We start from the raw sequence: 16,370 nt of genomic DNA on the forward strand, positions 1-16,370 counted from the left end.
CCCTCGGCCCTCGGCCCTCACGAGGGCGCACCCGTACCCCGACCGGCGGGTGAGCGCGCGGACCCTCAGTGCACCAGGAGCCTGACCAGGGGCGTGCACCGGTAGCGCTCCTGTGCCGGGGCCAGGGCGGACGGACCGCCCGACGGGTGGAGAAGGAACCCGCCCGGTCCCGTGGCGAGTTCCAGCAGCCCGCCCTCCACCAGCGCGTCCAGCGCCCCCCGGGCCCGCTCCTCGGACCAGTTCAGCCGTCGTGCGACACCGGCCGGTGAGAAGACGCCCGGTTCGGTACGGGCCAGCGTGCGCAGGACCGGGCGCAGCGGGGGTTCCAGCTGCATGACGCTCGCGCGGAGCACCGTACGCAGATCGTGGGCCCCCTCCCCCCACTCGTCCGACCGCACCTCCCCGCGCTCCAGCCGCTCCACCAGCCGGGCCACCGGACAGTGCGGCCGGGCGACCAGCCGGGCCGCGCAGAACCGCAGGGCCAGCGGCAGCCCGTCGCACAGCTCCAGCATCCTTCGGGCCGCCACGGGTTCGGCGTCCAGGCGCCTGTGTCCGACCCCCGCCACGATCAGCTCCCGCGCCTCCGCGTCGTCGAGCCGCCCGACCTGCACCGCCCGGACACCCTCCAGCGACGCCAGCGGACGGCAGCCGCTGATCAGCACCCGGCAGCCGGGGCCGCTCGCCAGCAACGGCCGCACCTGACGGTCGTCCACCGCGTTGTCGAGCACGACGAGGACCCGGCGCCGGGACAGCGCGCTGCGGTACAGCTGGACGCGCTCGTCCAGCGTGCCGGGCAGGTCCTCGTCCCGTACGGACGTCAGCGCGCGCAGGAAGCTGCCGAGCACCTCCAGCGGATTCTTGGCACCGCCGTTCTCGTCCCGCAGGTCGATGTAGAGCTGGCCCTGCCGGAAGTCGTCCCGGCAGGCGTGCCCCGCCCGCACGGCCAGCGCCGTCTTGCCCATCCCGGCCGCACCGGTCAGCACGACGCCCCGGTACGCGCTCCGGGTGCTGCGCAACTCTCCGAGCACATCGGCGAGTTCGGTGCGGCGGCCGACGAATCCCACGGTGTCCATCGGCAGCATGGCCGGTACCAGGCCGGTCCACGGACTGTGCGGGCCGTGGAACCGCGGGCCGCCCGCCGCGGCGGCCACCGGTGCGGCGGTGGCCGCCGCGGTCGGCCCGGTCAGGATCAGTGGCTCGGCGGCGGCCGGGCCGGGCAGCGCCTCCAGCAGCACCGCGCGGTGCAGCTGCCGCAGCGACGCCCCCGGGGCCACGCCCAGCTCCTTGTGGAGCACGCGCCGCCCCTGCTCGTACACGCGCAGGGCGTCCATCTGCCGGTCGCAGCGGTACAGGGCGGTCATCAGCTGGCCGCGCAACGACTCCCGCGTGGGGTGCTCCGCCACCAGCCGGGTCAGCTCGGGCAGGGCACTGTCGTGCCGGCCCAGGGCAAGGACGGCCGCCATCCGGTTGTCCACCGCGCGCAGCCGGGCCTCCTCCAGCAGCGGAAGCTCGGTCCGGCTCAGGAACTCGGTGACGTCCGACAGCGCCGGGCCGTTCCACAGCGCCAGTGCGGGCTCCAGACAGGCCGCGGCCGCGGCGTAGCGGTGCTTCACCAGGTCCTCGCGCCCCTGCTCGGCGAGTTGCTGGAACACCTCCCAGTCGAACCACGCGTCCCCCAGGACCAGACCGTAGCCGCGGTGCCTGCGCACCAGCCGGAGCCCCGGCCCGCAGCTGCGCCGCAGCCGCGAGACGTAGGTGTAGAGCTGGGCGGACATCGTCGCGGGCGGCGACGGCCCCCACAGCAGTTCGGCGAGCCACTGATCGGAGACGAAGTGACCGGGGGAGACCAGGAGCGCCGCGAGCACCGTGCGCTGCTTGGCCGCGGTGAGCGGGATACGGGCCCCCCGGGCCCAGATCTCGGTGGGGCCGAGAATCCTGAACTCCATCTGTGCCGCCGGATCTTCCCGACGTGTCATACGGGCCGCCGCCCGGCCCCGGGGGAAAGGGTCATCCGTCCGACGCTTCACCCAGGCGCAGTGCGGCATCGATCATGGCACCGCCGAACTCCCTCGCGGGGCCGCCGGCCAGCAGTGCGGCCGGCCCGGAGAGGGAGAGCGCCGCGACCACCCGGCCGCCGGGTCCCCGTACCGGCGCGGCCAGCGTGACCGCGTCGCCGTCCAAGGCACCGGCGCCCTGCGCCCAGCCCCGGCGGCGCACCTGGGCCAGTGCGGCGGCGGTGAAACGGGCCCTGGCGAGCCCCCGGTACAGGACCTCGGGCTCCTCCCAGGCGAGCAGCACCTGTGCCACCGCCCCGGACCGCATCGAGAAGGCGGTCCCCACCGGCACGGCGTCCGCCACCCGCGGCGAGGACTCGGCCGCCGCCACGCACAACTGGCCGCCGTCGCAGCGCCGGTGGAGCCGGACCCCGGCACCGGTCCGGTCACGCAGTTCGGGCAGTACGGTCGCGGCCAGGGCCAGCATCCGGTCGCCGTGCTCCAGGACCGCCATCTCGCTCAGCCGGGGGCCGAGCAGATACCGGCCCCTGGCGTCGCGGGTGACCAGCCGGAGCCGTTGCAGGGCCAGGGCCAGCCGGTAGGCGGTGGGACGGGTCAGCCCGGTGACCCTGACGATCCGGGACACCGAGGCGGGGCCGTCCTCCAGCACGCTCAGCAGCAGGGACGCCTTGTCCAGCACGGCGACCCCGCTGTCGTGGCGGGAAGGAACGGCGGGGTGGGTCCAGGTGGTCATCGGGTGCCCTCCAGGGACTCCGCCGGTACGCGGGTTTCCTCCGGGCACGACGCCGGTACGTCCGCCGGAGCGGCCCCGCCCCGCTCCTCCCCGCCGCCCCCGGACGCCCCGGGGCTGCGGGAAGCGGTCGCCCGGTGACCACGGAGCCGTCCGACGCCGATGCCGGCCTTCATCTCTTCGCACCTCGCGTCAGCGGTACTTCGTAGCGGTACGGCGACGGGCCCGCCCCGGCGGACTCCGATCGACTCCGCCAGTTCTAGCCGCCTGCTCCCGCCCCGACAACGGGAACTTCAGGAAGCTGCCAGGACGGCACCGGCGCCGCCCCCGGTCAGTCCGCGCCGCGCGGTGGCGGGCCGGACTGCCCCGGAGCCTCCATCGGCCCCAGCAGGCCCAGTTCAGCGGCCCGCACACCCGCCTGGAAGCGTGAGCTGGCATCGAGCAGCGTCATGATCTCCGCGACGTACCGCCGGTAGGTCCTGACCGAGACCACGAGTTCGCGGGCGGCGACCTCGTCGGTGACTCCGGCGCGCAGGGCACCGAGAATCTGCCGTGCCAGCTCGGTTCGGCAGTGGTCGCCGAAGGTGACGCGGGCGTCGGCGGGCACGGCGTTGCGCCACACCCCGTTGTAGAGCGTGCAGAGCGTGTGGATGACATCGGGCACCCGGATGAGCGACGCCCGGCGGCCGGTCGGCGACTCCGTCGAGACCAGCCCCACCTCCTCGTCCACGATCACGCCCTGGAGCGGCGGGACCCGTGCCACCCGGATGTCGACGAGGGAATCCGCCTTCCGCTGTTCGCGGACGAAGTCCTCGTCGATCATGGCCGGGGAGCAGAGCAGACGCAGCCGCACCCCTTCCGGCACCAGATGGATCAGTGCGCGCAGATGGGTCTTGGTCTCGGTGCCGCAGCTCGGCCCCGAGGCCAGCACCACATCGATGCTGCGGACGGCTTGCAGCACCAGTTTGCGCGCCTCGCCGAGCACTTCCGTCCGGTGGCCGTCCATGGCGACGATCTGCCGGTCCGACGAGACCCGGTTGCGATGGCGCTCCATCGTCGTCTCGATCAGGGCCCGGACTTCGATCAGGGCCCGCTCGATGGCGTCCTGCCCCTCACCCGGCCCCGGTCGCTCGGGGCCGCCGTCCGGCGCCGGGCCGGGGGGGTCCTCCCCCGGCTCCCCGGGTCTCTGCCCCTCGGCGCCCGGTCCGTCGGGTCTCTGCCCGTCGCCGCCCGGCTCGTTCGGGCCTCTCGCAGGTGTCGTGGTCATCTCTTGCTGCCCCCGTTGTTCCACAGTCGGTGTCACCGCACGGGCCGGCGTCTCAGGACCGTTCCAGCAACCCCAGCTCGACCGCGCGTACCCCGGCCTGGAACCGGGAGTTCGCTCCGAGTACCCGCATGATCTCCGCGACATGCCGCCGGTAGGTACGCAGCGAGACGTCGATCTCCCGCGCGGCCACGTCGTCCGTACGTCCCGCACGGAGCTGCTCCAGGATGCGCCGCGCCAGCGCGCCGCGCAGACTGCGGTCGAGGCGGAGTTCATCGGCGACGGGGCGGGCGTTGGCCCACGCCCCGGCGAAGAGGAGGTCGAGCGCGCCCACCGCCGCCGGGTCGCTGATGACCGCGGCGTGCCGGCCCGCCGACCCGTTGCCCGACTGGACCAGGGCGGTCCGGCCGTCGACGATCAACGCCTCGCGCAACTCGCCCTTCGACATCCGCACTTCCAGCGTGGTGTCGCCGAACGCCTGACGGCAGTCGGCGGACAGTTCCAGCGCCCGTCCCGCCGCGAGCAGTCGCACGGCGAGCTGCCCCCGGCCGTGCGGCGCCGGGGGTGGGGCCACGGCCGCGGCGACCGCCGCGATCACCACGGACGAGTGCTTCCAGTTGCCCGTCACCGCCAGATGCGCCGAGTACCTCGCGCCCGCCATGACGCGCTTCACGGCCTCGACCACCGAGCCGTCGTCCGCGCGTACCAGCAGCGAGGCGCCTCCCGGCTGCCTGCGGTGCATCGACATCGAGGACTCGATCAGAGCCCGCGCCTGCAGAAGCGCGCCCTCCACGGAATCAACTCGGTGCACGTCCTCAGGTGCATCCGCCACCCCCGAACCCATTCCGCTCCCCCGATAATTATTCAGCCGCCCCGGAAAACCAATTACTTGTGCTGGATTTATTCCTCAGGGCGCATCAGCCGTGTGAGGTTATCCGAAATCCAAGTGACGGGATCCCTGGGACACTTACAAGCCATCGCTCAACGTGACCAGACATTAGATCGCGGACGTGAACCAGTCAACGGCTCACCGTTGCAAGCGGACCGGCCAACTCCGCAAGTTCGCCCCCGACCGGCCCCCGCACCGCCCTCCCACGCGAAAATGTCACCAAGCTGCATCCGGGCCGCCCATTCGAACCCTTCGCATTCCACTTACCGTGCCGTACGTGATCAGCCCCTCACGCGCCGCAGTCACCCCTGTCCCATAGAGGCCATCGGCCCCCTGGGCACCACCGGCCGACCTACCCTCCTCCCGTGACCGAATCCCCTCCGCGCACGGCGACCGAAGTGACCGTCAGATGGTGGCGCCTGGAAGGCGAAAGGCCCGATCCGGCCGATCTCGCCCTTCTGGACGACGGCGAGCGCGAGCGGCTGAGCGACATCGGCCACCCCGCCAGGGCGGCCGAGTTCGCCGGCAGCCGCGCGGGCACCCGGCGCGTGCTGTCGGACCTTCTCGACGTCGGCCCGGCGGAGATCGGACTGGGGCGGCTGCCCTGCCCCGGATGCGGGGACCCGAGGCATGGACCCCCCGCCGTCGTCCGCCCTTCCAGCCCCTTCCGGATCAGCCTCTCCCACTCCGCGGGCTGCTGCGTTCTCGCCGTCGCACGGGTTCCGGTGGGCGTGGACGTCGAAGGCGTACGCACGCTGGACACCGAGGAACTGGCGCGGGTCGCACTCACGGCGGCCGAGCTCCGCCATGTCCGCGACGCCCCGGCGGGCATGCCGCGCAGCAGGGCCTTTCTGCGCTGCTGGACCCGGAAGGAGGCCGTGCTCAAGGCGGTCGGCATCGGCCTGGCCGCCGATCTGACGCGCATCGAGACCCATCCGGGCCTCCCGGACCCGGTCACGGTCGCGGCCGGCGTTCCGGGCACCCCGGCCACCTGGTCCGTGCGCGGGCTGAGTCTGCCGCCGGACTGGATTGCAACCGTTGCCCTGCCGCACGGCGTCCGCACAGATGTGACCGTCCTCCACCACCACCGATCGCACGAGCAAATCCGACAGCCCCCCACCTGACATCCGCAATCCGGTTCCCCGTTCGCAAATACCGTGTTCCACGCGCGGACGGCGAAGCGTCATTCGATGAACGATCAATTACCCGTGGGTAGAGGACTATTCCACGGGCACTCGCCGCGCGCTTTCGGTGCGCGCGGCACTTCGGCGAGCGGAAATAATATGCGCTACCACCGGTAACTCATGGGATGAATTCCGAAAGCGCGCCTCCGGGACCACCTCTCCGGAACCACGCCGGGACCACCTTCGGGCCGCTGCGGGGAAGCCCGCTCCACCGAGGGCCGCCGAGGGCCGCGGACGCCTCTCGGCCTCCGCCCCCGGACCCCGGGGGCGGGGGCCGCCGCTATTCTCGACCACGGTCCGCCACGGCCGTACGGGAGGAAGCGCACCATGGAGAAGCTAGGGCCCGACGACCCGCACCGCATCGGCGCGTACCGGCTCCTGAGCCGCCTGGGAGAGGGCGGCATGGGACAGGTCTTCCTGGCCCGCTCCGACCGCGGACGCACCGTCGCCCTCAAGCTCGTCCGCCGCGAACTGGCCGAACAGCCCGAGTTCCGCGCCCGGTTCCGCCAGGAGGTCCGCGCCGCGCAGCAGGTCGGCGGCGCCTGGACCGCCCCGGTCCTGGACGCCGACACCGAGGCCCCCGTCCCCTGGGTCGCCACCGGCTACGTCGCCGGGCCCTCGCTCCAGGGCATCGTCTCCGGCCGCACGGGCGCCCCCGGCCCGGCCTCGGGCGCCTACGGCCCCCTGCCCGAACGCTCGGTCCAGCTCCTGGGCTCCGGGCTCGCCCACGCCCTCCAGCACATCCACGGCGCCGGGCTCGTCCACCGCGACCTGAAGCCGTCCAACGTCCTGATGACCATCGACGGCCCCCGCGTCATCGACTTCGGGATAGCCCGCGCCATGGAAGCGGCCGACGCCGGTCTCACCCGCACCGGAGCTCTGGTCGGATCACCCGGGTTCATGGCCCCGGAGCAGGTGCGCGGCCAGCGCGTGACCACCGCGTGCGACATCTTCTGCCTGGGCTCCGTCCTCGCGTACGCGGCGACGGGCCGCCTCCCGTTCGGCACCGCGGACAGCGGCGGCGTCCACGCCCTGATGTTCCGCATCGCTCAGGAGGAACCGGATCTGACCGGCGTCCCGGTGGATCTGGTCGAACTGATAGCGGACTGCCTCGCCAAGGACCCGGCCGGCCGGCCGTCCACCGACGAGATCCTGGAGCGGCTGGGCGAGCCCGAGGCCACCGAGCCCTGGCTGCCCAGCACCCTCATAGCCGAACTCGGGCGCCAAGCCGTCGAGTTGCTCAACGCCGAAGATCCGGAGCAGCCGCCTTCCGGGACGCACGGACTGCTTGCCCGGCCCGGACGGCCCACCCCCGCAGCGGCCCCCGCGCGCCCACCGCACGTCGCGGCCCCCACCCCGCCGCCGTACCACCGGCAGCGGCACCCGGCACAGCGGCAGCCTCCACATCAGCAGCCCCAGCCCCACTCCCAGCGGCCCCAACAGGTGGGCCGGACGTTCAGCCAGTCCTACCCGACGCCCTACCCGGCCCCCGCCCCCGCGCGCCGGTCCACCGGGTCCACCATCGCGCTCGTCACCATCGCCGTACTCGTCGCCATCGGTGCGGGCGGATCGGTCTACGCCTTCATGAACGAGAACGGCAAGGGCACCACCGGCTCGCCCACCGACTCCCCCTCCGGTGACGGGGAGAAGGGGCAGGGCAGCGCCCTCCCCGACGACTACCTCGGCACCTGGACCGGCACCGTCGACGGCTCGGCAGGCGCGTCCACCCGGCGCCTCGTCATCCGGCAGGGCGGAGTGGGCGACACGGTCCTCTCCCTCACCGTGAAAGGCCCACTGGCCTCCGGCGGCACGTACCGCTGCGTGTTCGCCGCCCCCCTGGCCGACCGGCCCGCCAACGGGGACCCGGTCCACATCGGCCCCTCGACCGTCTCCGTGGGCGAGCCCGCGACCTCGTGCAGCCCGGGGAAGGCCACCGATCTGACCCTGCTCCCCGACGGCACCCTGCGCCGGACGACCGCGGGCACCGACGAGAGCCTGGTCTACAAGAAGTCGGACTGAGACTCCGTCAAACCGCGGAACCGGACAACGGCGGCACGACGTCCCTCCTCCTGCTGCCGTTTGTCGTCCAGTGGGGGGCGTGCGCCACATGTGGTCTGTCCTGGGGATACTCTTCGCCGCCGCTCCGCTGGTCGTCTGGAGGATGATCGCCCGCAGCCGGGGGGTCGGCCTGACGATCGGCGGATTCCTGCTGGCCGAGGCGTGCCTGCTGGTCGCCGCCCAGCAGGGCTGGCTGTCCGTGCCCCGGGCCGACGCACACCTCATCCACTCGGTCCTCGCACCGCTCATCGTCGCGTTCGGCGCGGTCCTGGAACACGGTGAGAGGGGCCCCGGCCCGGCGGAGTGGATTCCCCGGCGCAACGGCGCCATCGGCTTCCTGGGGACACAGTTCGCCCTCACCCTGGTGGCCTCCCTGCTGTACGTCCTGCTCAACAGCGAGGGCTCGGACGCGCCGCCCGCCAGTGCGGTCCCGGATCTGCCGTCCGGTCTCACGGTCGTCTCGCAGGGCACGGGATGCGGGTCGGGCGGCTGCTACCGCACGGTGCGGATAGGCAGCACGGAGAATCTGTCCCGCCAGGAGATCATCCGCCGGCTGAACCGCCCGCACGAGAGCTGCCGCCCCAACGGCTGGCTCCTGGACCGCCGCGACCTGTGCATCGGAGTCACGGACAACGGTCAGTACCCGGTGCTCTACCTCAGCCTCAGCAACCTGATCGACTGATACCGGCCCCGCCACCCCCCGACGATCGCTGTATGTGCCGCCCTTGGACTGTGGCAAGTACGGCCAATACGCAGGCGACCGGGGCGACATGAACCTCGTAGAGACGCCGGCTCACGAACGGCTTCTCTACCTGGAAGTACCGGACGAGGGGCTCCTGACCAGCGATCCTTCGTCGGTGCGTACTCGCTCCCAGCGGTGTCCGAAAATCCGGTCTCGGCCATGGGTCCCGCGAACCGGGTCCCGCTCCCCGATTGCGGGAGCATGATCACTCGTGGCTGAATGCCCTCACAACACTGGATTCCTCAGGGGTGGGGGCACACACACCATGGCTGGACACTCTTCCCGTACCAGACGCATCGCCGCGCTGGCCGCGATGACCGCCGTCGCGGCCGGGCTGTCCGGGGGGACGGCTCACGCGGCGCCGATGCCCGTACCGCAGGACATCAACGGCGACGGCTACCGGGACCTCGTCGTCCCGGCGCCCGCGGCCACCGTGAAGGGCCTGGACTACGCCGGGTCGGTCGTCGTCCTGTACGGGTCGGCCAAGGGCGTCTCCGCCGCCAAGCGGGCCGTGATCAGCCAGAGTTCGCCGGGGGTGCCGGGGGCGGCCGAGGCGGGTGACTGGTTCGGCGCGTCCGCGTCGTTGGCCGATCTGGACCGGGACGGCTTCGCCGATCTGGTGGTGGGGGCGCCGGGCGAGAGCATCGGTTCCGCGACGGCGGCGGGTTCGGCCACCGTGCTGTGGGGCAGCAAGCAGGGCCTGGTGTCCGGGGCCACGCTGCCGACACGGGTGGAGAAGGACGGGCAGGCCGGCCGGGACGTGGCCGCCTGGTCGGGACCGGACGGCACATCGGTCCTGATCGTCAACGACAGCACCACCACACGGCTGACGGGCCCGTTCACCCGCGCGGGAAAGGTGGGCTCGTCCACGCTGCACGACGAGACCGGTTGGATGCGCTCCGCCGCGTTCGGCGACCTGAACGGGGACCGGGCGGCGGACCGGGTGCTGGTCAGCGGCCGTATGGGCGGGTGGAGCGGCGGGCTCGCGTATGTGAACTCCGCACTGAGCGACCCCTTCCAGTCGACCCACAGAATGAAGGGGGGCGACGGTCTCACCCCGGTGATCGGGGATGTCAACGGGGACGGCTACGGGGATCTGGTCCTCGGCGACCCCGACGACCCGGGTGCTGTCGAGGGGCTCTTCGGCCACCTCGGGGGCGCGGTGCACGTGTGGTTCGGGTCCGCCAAGGGGGTGTCCTACGAGAAGGCGCCCATGACCATCCACCAGGACACGGCCGGGGTGCCGGGCGGTGGTGAGCGGTACGACGGCTTCGGGGCCTCCGTCGCCGTCGCCGACCTGAACCGGGACGGGCTCGACGACATCGTCGTGGGTGCGCCCGGCGAGGGCATCGGCGCGAGAAGTGGGGCCGGGGCCGTGGTCGTCGTACCCGGTCTGCGTAACGGACAACTGGGCGCGGGTTCCTACAGCTTCACGCAGAACACCGCCGGGGTGCCCGGCGGGGCGGAGGAGAGGGACGCGTTCGGCTGCACGGTCGCGGCCGCCGACCTCACCCGTGACGCCCGGCCCGAACTGGCCGTCGGGGCCTGCTGGGAGGACGGCCGGGGCGCGGTGTGGGTGCTGCCGGGAGGGGCGGCGAAGCCGGTGTTCACGTCCGCGGTCTCCTTCGGGACGGCGCAGCTCGGACTGCCCTCGATCTCCGGAACCCTCCTGGGCGGCGACCACCAGCAGTAGCGGCCCGCACGGCGCAACGCCCGCGACGGTACGACGGGGAGCGCGGGAACACCCCCCCCCGCTCCCCTATCGTCACCTTAATTGCGCCCTGGGTGTCATTGTCATGCCATACCCTGCGATCGGGCCGCACCCCTCTCTCATCTCCGGGTGTCACAAGGCCCACTTACCGTGGGGGTATACGTCACTGTGCGTACGCGCAGAATCTCGACCGCGACAGCGCTCGCGGTCCTCTTCAGTTCAGTAGTACTGGTCGGCGGCGCCGCGAACCCGGCCGCCGCCGACTCCAGCGCTTCGCTGCCGATCAGGTCGAGCGGCGACATCGTGGTGGACGGCGTCCACCACCGGGTCTTCATCAGTGACCCGAAGTCCGGCAAGGTCGTCGCGACCGACTACAACGGCAAGGTCGTCGGCACGATCGCCTCCCTGCCCGGCGTTCTCGGGCTGGAGCTGTCCAAGGACTCCGGCACCGTGTACGCGGCGGTGCCCGGCGACGGGGCGATCGCCGCGATCGACACCGCCTCCCTCACCGAGAGCAAGCGTTACGCGCTCGGCAAGGGCATCGAGCCGAAGTACCCGGCTCTCGCGGGCGGCAAGCTCTGGTTCGGCTTCAACGGCCCGGACGTCGCCTACCGGGGCCAGATCGGGTCGATCGACCTGACGGTTCCGGAAGCCACCGTGACGCTCCCGAGCGGTGGGGAGAACAGCTGGTACTCCGCCCCGAGGCTGGCGTCCGACCCCGCCGCGCCCAACGTGCTGGCCGCCGCACAGGAGGGCAGCAGCTTCATCTCGCTCGCCGTGTACGACGTGGCGGAGGGTACGCCCGAGCGCGTGGCGTACGGTCCCGACAGCTCCGGCGGCGAATACCAGTCCTACCTGTCCGACTTCGACGTCACGCCGGACGGCAAGCAGCTGCTGGTGACGGGCGGCGGGACCCCGTACCACGCGCAGGCGTACTCCACCGCGGACCTGTCCCGGGTGGGTGCGTACAGCACCGGCTCGCACGGCGCCGCCGTGGCCGTCGCTCCGGACGGCATGGTCGCCACCGGCACCAGCCAGTCCTCCCCCGACGTCTTCGTCTACAAGCAGGGCGGCACGAAGCCGCTGCGCACGTACGACATCCCGTACGTCGACAGCAGCACCACGGCGACCAACGACCTCCATGAGGCGGGCCTCGCCTGGGCGCCCGACCGCAGCCGCGTCTTCGCCCTCACGACCAACGTGTACAGCGAGATCTACGCCCTGCGCGTGCTGACCGACCCGACGAAGTCGGCGGTGGGCGTCACGGTGAACGCGCCGTCCAAGGCGACCCGCGCCAAGAAGCTCACGGTGACCGGCAAGGCCGCCTCCGGGGTGGCGCTGGCGGCGGGGACCAAGGTCTCGGTCGTCCGGACCGACATCGACTCGCCGAAGGGCAAGTCGCTCGGCACGGTGGCGCTGAAGTCCGGCGGCACGTTCTCCTTCACCGACACCCCGCCCGCCGGCGGCAAGGTGACGTACAAGGTGACGTACGCGGGCGACGCGACGCACTCCGCGGCGTCCGGGTCCGACTCGGTCGCCGTCTCGCGCGCCTCGACCTCGCTCACGCTGAACCGGAACAAGGCCGTCTACTCGTACGGCAAGGACGTCTCGTTCACGGCGCACCTCGGCAAGACGTACAAGAACCGGGTCGTCGAGCTGTGGGTGGACCCCTTCGGATCGGACAAGCCGAAGAAGCTGGCCAAGAAGGGCAAGGTCAACTCCAAGGGGAACCTGTCCGTCACGGTCGACATGAAGCGCGACACGACGGTCACCGCCGTGTTCGCGGGGGACGCCCGGAACGCGTCGAAGTCGGTCAAGTCGACCGCGTACGCGAAGGTGAAGGTCTCGACCTCCATCTCCAAGCAGTACAAGACGGCGAAGATCGGCAAGACGTCGTACGCGTACTTCCACAAGAAGAAGAACCCGGTCTTCACCAACACGATGACCTACTACCCGGGCCGCTCGCACAAGCTGTCCCTGGAGCTGTACTACCAGGGCAAGTGGTACGACGCGGGACAGCAGTACTTCAGGCTCGGCACCGGTGGGAAGTCGATCGTGACGCTGACCGGCCCCCACGAGACCGGCTACAAGATGCGTGTCCGCGCCTCGTACGTGAACGGTTCCTCGGGTGACAGCGTGAACTCGACCACCCACGGCAGCTGGAAGTACTTCATCTTCACGAAGTAGTGAGGTCGGGAGCGGTGAGATCCCGTGCCCTGAACGCCAGCCACAGGTCGTAGCGGGCGCTCGGGGCCTGGAGCAGCGAGCGCCGGAGCACGGTTTCGAGCCGGGCGAGGCGCTTGCGGGTTCCGGGCAGGGAGATGCCCAGCTCGGCCGCGGTCGGGCCGAGCTGGGCCTCGCAGGCCAGCCAGGTGCGCAGGGTCCGTTCCGCCGCACCGGAGGCCACGCCCGAGGCGGTACCCGGCGTGGTGAGCGTTTCGATCGGGCGCAGTTGCTGGGACGCCCACGCCTGGAGCGCGGGGCGGCGCAGGATCTCGTCGAGGTCGCGCGCCGCCTTCGCCGCCGTTTCCGCCGGGCGGGCGGCGGGGGTGTCCCGGATGCGGAGGGCCAGGTCCAGCGCCGCCTGGTCGGCCAGCGTGCCGAGGTCGAGGCCGAGCAGATCGCCTATGAACCTGAGCCGGGCGGCCAGGGTGTTGCGGTGGATCTTCAGATGCTGTGTGGCGTGGGTCGAGAAGGCCAGCCAGGACGCGGCGGTGGCGGCCAGTTCCTGGCTTCCCGGGTCCTGGGAGCGGCGCGGCAGATGGTGCAGGAGCGGGGCGAGCAGGGCGTCCGCCCACCGCGCGCCGGTCTCGCCGACGACGAGCGCCGGTTCCGGGGAGGTCCCGAACCCGGCGTGCCGGCCGGGGAGTCCACGGGCGACGGCGAGGGCGTGGAAGGCCTGGCGGTAGCCGGTCGCGGTGTCGGAGAGCGGTATCTGCTCGCTGGCGCCCACGACGCAGTCGTCCACGAGCGCGGCGACCCTCTCGTCCAGCGGCCCGTTCCTCCCCCGGCCCGCCGGCATGACGAGGATGAGGTGGCGGGCGTACACCGGGCACCGCACGATCCAGGAACGGCCGCCGTCCGCCTCCGCGCAGACCCGCGCCACCTCGTCGCGCTGTCCGCCCGAACACTCCACGACGCACACCCGCACCGGGTCGGGGAGCCTGGGGCGCAGGGCGCCGGCCACCTGGTGGGCGATGGACAGCCGGCCCGTCATCAGCAGGTGGAGCACTGCTTCCCGGCCGCGTGACTCGGCGAGGTCGACCCGGCGCCGTTTGCGTTCGACGGTCTCGGCCTGCCGGCAGAGGGTCAGCGGCATCAGCACATCACCCAGCAGCACGGTGAGCCCGGCGGGCACGGGCCGGGGCGCGACGACGGCCAGCACCGGGGCTCCCTCCCCGTCGAGCGGGAACAGCAGCGCGGTGTGCGTGTCCGAGTCCAGGGAGTGCGCCTGCGCGCCGCGCGCCGTCAGGGCCTTCGCTCCCTCGGCCGCGAGTGCGGCGGCCTGCGGGGTGGCCGCCGCCGGGGTGCGGGCCGCCGCGTGCAGCACGGTCCCTTCGCCGTCGAGCAGCCCGGCCCAGCCGTCCGCGCGCCCGGAGAGCCAGCGCAACAGCTCCTGCGTACCGCCGGTGCGGGCCAGCCGGTGCATCCGCACCAGGTCCTCGGCCCGCTCCCGCACGTGCACGTGTCCTCCTGTGCTCACTGGCCGGGTGCTCGCTGTCCGACCGGCCCCGTCACCCGCCGCCCCGAAACCGGAATGCAGGCTACCGGTTTGGCTGTGCGGACTGATACCCCCGCGTCGCCACACTGGGCGAAATGCATCTGCCGCTCCGCTGCCCACCGGCCTAGGGTGCGAAACGTGTTCCGGCCCGTCGACGGCGACGGGGGACGGGGGAAGTCGTCGGGGGACGACGGGGAACAGCGCCGGAACAGTCGGGGGAGCACGACGGCAGCGGCTCACGGGGGTGGTCGCTGTCGTCGGTTCCTGTGATCATGACTCCCATGATGAGCGCCGAAGACGTGCTGGAAATCCTCGATCTGCTCGGCGGCGCCGGGGTGGACGTGTGGCTCGACGGCGGCTGGGGCGTCGACGCGCTGCTCGGCAGACAGACCCGCGCGCACGACGATCTCGACATCGCGGTGCGCACCCGTGACCGTGCCCGGTACTCCGAGGTCATGGCAGCCGCCTCCTTCACCCTCTGGCGTGACGACGGCCCCTGGAACTGGGTGCTGAGCGACACGGCGGACCGCCGGGTGGACGTCCATCTCGTGGACCTCTCCTCGACCCGCCTCGACGAGCGGGGCGCACACGTCCACGGCCCCGACGGGATCGCGTACCCCGTGGGTTCGCTCGACGGCACCGGCACGGTCCTCGGGCGGACGGTGCCCTGCGGGACCGCCGAGTTCCAGGTCCACTCGCACACCGGCTACGCCATCGACGACGACGACATCCGCGATGTGCTGGCCCTGCACCGGCAGTTCGGCATCCCCCTGCCTCCGCCGTACGCGGACCTGGTCACCGGCGCCTGACGGGCCGCGGCCGCCCCGCCCCCGGCCGTCGGGACGCGGGACTGTCAGTGGTGGCGCATAGCGTCGTCGGGAGCCGTGCCGGACATCCGGAGTCCGGACGACCGACGAGAAGAGGGCCTGCCGCCATGGAGTTCCGCATCGAGCGAGGCGCGCTGACCGACGCCGTGGCCTGGGCGGCCCGCGTACTGCCGACCCGGTCGCCCGTCCCCGTACTGGGCGGGCTGCTGCTGGAGACGGACGGCGGGCGGCTGCGCGTCTCCGGGCTGGACTACGAGGCGTCCGCGTGCATCGGCGTGGAGGCGGAGACCGTACGCCCCGGGAAGGTGCTGGTCATGGGGCGGCGGCTGCTGGACATCTGCAAGGTGCTCCCCGAAGGGGCCGTGGAGTGCGCGGTGGAGGGCTCGCGGTTCACGGTGTCGGGGGACGGGGCCCGGTTCGGGCTCTCGGTGCTGCCGCTGGACGACTATCCGGCGCTGCCGCCGCTGCCGGAGGTCCGCGGGGCGGTGGACGCGGCGGAGTTCGCGGCGGCGGTCGCCCATGTGACGGTGGCCGCGGGGCGGGACGACACCCTGCCGACGCTCACCGGAATCCGGCTGGGGCTCGACGGGACGACGATGACGCTCGCCGCCACCGACCGGTACCGGTTCGCGGTGCGTACGCTGCCCTGGAAGGCGGCCGGGCCCGACACGTCGGCCGATGTCGTGGTCTCGGCGCGCAGGCTGACCGAGATCGCCCGCTCGCTGGGCCGGTCCGGTCTCGTGAGCGTCGCGCTGGACACGGGGTCCGTCGGCTTCGAGCACGCCGGGATGCGGACGACGGTGCGTCTCCTGGACGGCCGGCTGCCGCGCCACGACAAGCTGTTCGCGATGCCGGACCCCGCCGTCGCGGTGGTGGACCGGGCCCGGCTGGTGGAAGCCGTCAAGCGCGTCGCGGTGGTCGCGGACGGGGACAGCCCGCTCCAGATGACCTTTTCGGCCGACGACAACTCCGTACTGCTGCAAGCCGGTTACGAGGACGATGTGGCGTCCCAGCGGCTGCCGGCGACGCTGGAGGGCTCCGAGGGGATGACGGTCGCGTTCAACCCCTCGTATCTGATGGACGCCCTGTCCTCGTTCGAGGAACCGGTGATCCGGCTGCTCCTGCTGGGCCCGGGGCAGCGCGCGATGATCACGGACGAGGCGGGTACGGAGACCCACCGGCACCTGCTGATGTCGGTGAAACCGCCCCTGATCTAGCACCGGCCCGCA

General features: G+C 72.4%; 12 protein-coding genes. 7 read left to right on the top strand and 5 right to left on the bottom strand.

Annotated elements, in window-relative coordinates:
• Positions 1-65: 65 nt before the first annotated feature.
• The 4 genes from OG251_RS18240 to OG251_RS18255 all read right to left on the bottom strand — a co-directional run bounded on the left by OG251_RS18240 (position 66) and on the right by OG251_RS18255 (position 4,802).
• Positions 66-1,976, bottom strand: a complete 1,911-nt coding sequence (locus OG251_RS18240; RefSeq protein WP_326678191.1) for an AfsR/SARP family transcriptional regulator — start codon at positions 1,974-1,976, stop codon at positions 66-68.
• A gap of 31 nt (positions 1,977-2,007) precedes the next feature.
• Positions 2,008-2,748, bottom strand: coding sequence for an IclR family transcriptional regulator (locus OG251_RS18245; protein WP_326678192.1), 741 nt, complete (start codon positions 2,746-2,748; stop codon positions 2,008-2,010).
• A 328-nt stretch (positions 2,749-3,076) separates the two neighbouring features.
• Positions 3,077-4,012: a TrmB family transcriptional regulator sugar-binding domain-containing protein gene (locus OG251_RS18250; protein WP_326678193.1), complete on the bottom strand. Its 936-nt coding sequence runs from the start codon at positions 4,010-4,012 to the stop codon at positions 3,077-3,079.
• 52 nt (positions 4,013-4,064) lie between these two features.
• Positions 4,065-4,802: a helix-turn-helix transcriptional regulator gene (locus OG251_RS18255; RefSeq protein ID WP_326678194.1), complete on the bottom strand. Its 738-nt coding sequence runs from the start codon at positions 4,800-4,802 to the stop codon at positions 4,065-4,067.
• Between the two features lie 461 nt (positions 4,803-5,263).
• On the opposite strand from OG251_RS18255, the gene OG251_RS18260 reads away from it, so the two are divergent.
• From OG251_RS18260 to OG251_RS18280, 5 genes are all read left to right on the top strand, one after another.
• Entirely contained in the window at positions 5,264-6,022 is a 759-nt protein-coding gene (locus tag OG251_RS18260; RefSeq protein WP_326678195.1) for a 4'-phosphopantetheinyl transferase family protein, read from the top strand.
• A gap of 387 nt (positions 6,023-6,409) precedes the next feature.
• The gene (locus OG251_RS18265; protein WP_326678196.1) at positions 6,410-8,101 is read left to right on the top strand and encodes a serine/threonine-protein kinase; all 1,692 of its coding nucleotides are present in this window, start codon (positions 6,410-6,412) and stop codon (positions 8,099-8,101) included.
• An 88-nt stretch (positions 8,102-8,189) separates the two neighbouring features.
• On the top strand, positions 8,190-8,822 hold the full coding sequence (locus OG251_RS18270) for a hypothetical protein (protein ID WP_326678197.1): 633 nt from the start codon (positions 8,190-8,192) through the stop codon (positions 8,820-8,822).
• A gap of 325 nt (positions 8,823-9,147) precedes the next feature.
• Positions 9,148-10,575, top strand: coding sequence for an FG-GAP repeat protein (locus OG251_RS18275; RefSeq protein WP_326678198.1), 1,428 nt, complete (start codon positions 9,148-9,150; stop codon positions 10,573-10,575).
• Between the two features lie 186 nt (positions 10,576-10,761).
• Entirely contained in the window at positions 10,762-12,780 is a 2,019-nt protein-coding gene (locus OG251_RS18280) for a YncE family protein (protein ID WP_326678199.1), read from the top strand.
• Here OG251_RS18280 and OG251_RS18285 read toward each other — a convergent pair.
• Positions 12,770-14,242 carry a helix-turn-helix domain-containing protein gene (locus OG251_RS18285; protein ID WP_326681304.1) on the bottom strand — a complete coding sequence of 491 codons (1,473 nt, stop codon included), beginning with the start codon at positions 14,240-14,242 and terminating at the stop codon, positions 12,770-12,772. The genes OG251_RS18280 and OG251_RS18285 overlap by 11 nt on opposite strands.
• Before the next feature lie 353 nt (positions 14,243-14,595).
• On the opposite strand from OG251_RS18285, the gene OG251_RS18290 reads away from it, so the two are divergent.
• Both OG251_RS18290 and dnaN read left to right on the top strand, forming a co-directional pair.
• Positions 14,596-15,123: a nucleotidyltransferase domain-containing protein gene (locus tag OG251_RS18290; RefSeq protein ID WP_326678200.1), complete on the top strand. Its 528-nt coding sequence runs from the start codon at positions 14,596-14,598 to the stop codon at positions 15,121-15,123.
• Positions 15,124-15,248: 125 nt separating this feature from the next.
• Positions 15,249-16,358: a DNA polymerase III subunit beta gene (dnaN, locus tag OG251_RS18295; protein WP_326678201.1), complete on the top strand. Its 1,110-nt coding sequence runs from the start codon at positions 15,249-15,251 to the stop codon at positions 16,356-16,358.
• Positions 16,359-16,370: the final 12 nt, after the last annotated feature.

The sequence above is a fragment of the Streptomyces sp. NBC_01237 genome (assembly GCF_035917275.1).
Taxonomy (GTDB): Bacteria; Actinomycetota; Actinomycetes; order Streptomycetales; family Streptomycetaceae; genus Streptomyces.

Bases quoted from the DNA above. Each gene is read 5' to 3' on its own strand.
- OG251_RS18245 (WP_326678192.1), bottom strand. From the start codon at position 2,748: ATGACCACCTGGACCCACCCCGCCGTTCCTTCCCGCCACGACAGCGGG.
- OG251_RS18270 (WP_326678197.1), top strand. From the start codon at position 8,190: ATGTGGTCTGTCCTGGGGATACTCTTCGCCGCCGCTCCGCTGGTCGTC.
- OG251_RS18240 (WP_326678191.1), bottom strand. From the start codon at position 1,976: ATGACACGTCGGGAAGATCCGGCGGCACAGATGGAGTTCAGGATTCTC.
- OG251_RS18275 (WP_326678198.1), top strand. From the start codon at position 9,148: ATGGCTGGACACTCTTCCCGTACCAGACGCATCGCCGCGCTGGCCGCG.
- dnaN (WP_326678201.1), top strand. From the start codon at position 15,249: ATGGAGTTCCGCATCGAGCGAGGCGCGCTGACCGACGCCGTGGCCTGG.
- OG251_RS18250 (WP_326678193.1), bottom strand. From the start codon at position 4,012: ATGACCACGACACCTGCGAGAGGCCCGAACGAGCCGGGCGGCGACGGG.
- OG251_RS18265 (WP_326678196.1), top strand. From the start codon at position 6,410: ATGGAGAAGCTAGGGCCCGACGACCCGCACCGCATCGGCGCGTACCGG.
- OG251_RS18290 (WP_326678200.1), top strand. From the start codon at position 14,596: ATGATGAGCGCCGAAGACGTGCTGGAAATCCTCGATCTGCTCGGCGGC.
- OG251_RS18285 (WP_326681304.1), bottom strand. From the start codon at position 14,242: ATGCACCGGCTGGCCCGCACCGGCGGTACGCAGGAGCTGTTGCGCTGG.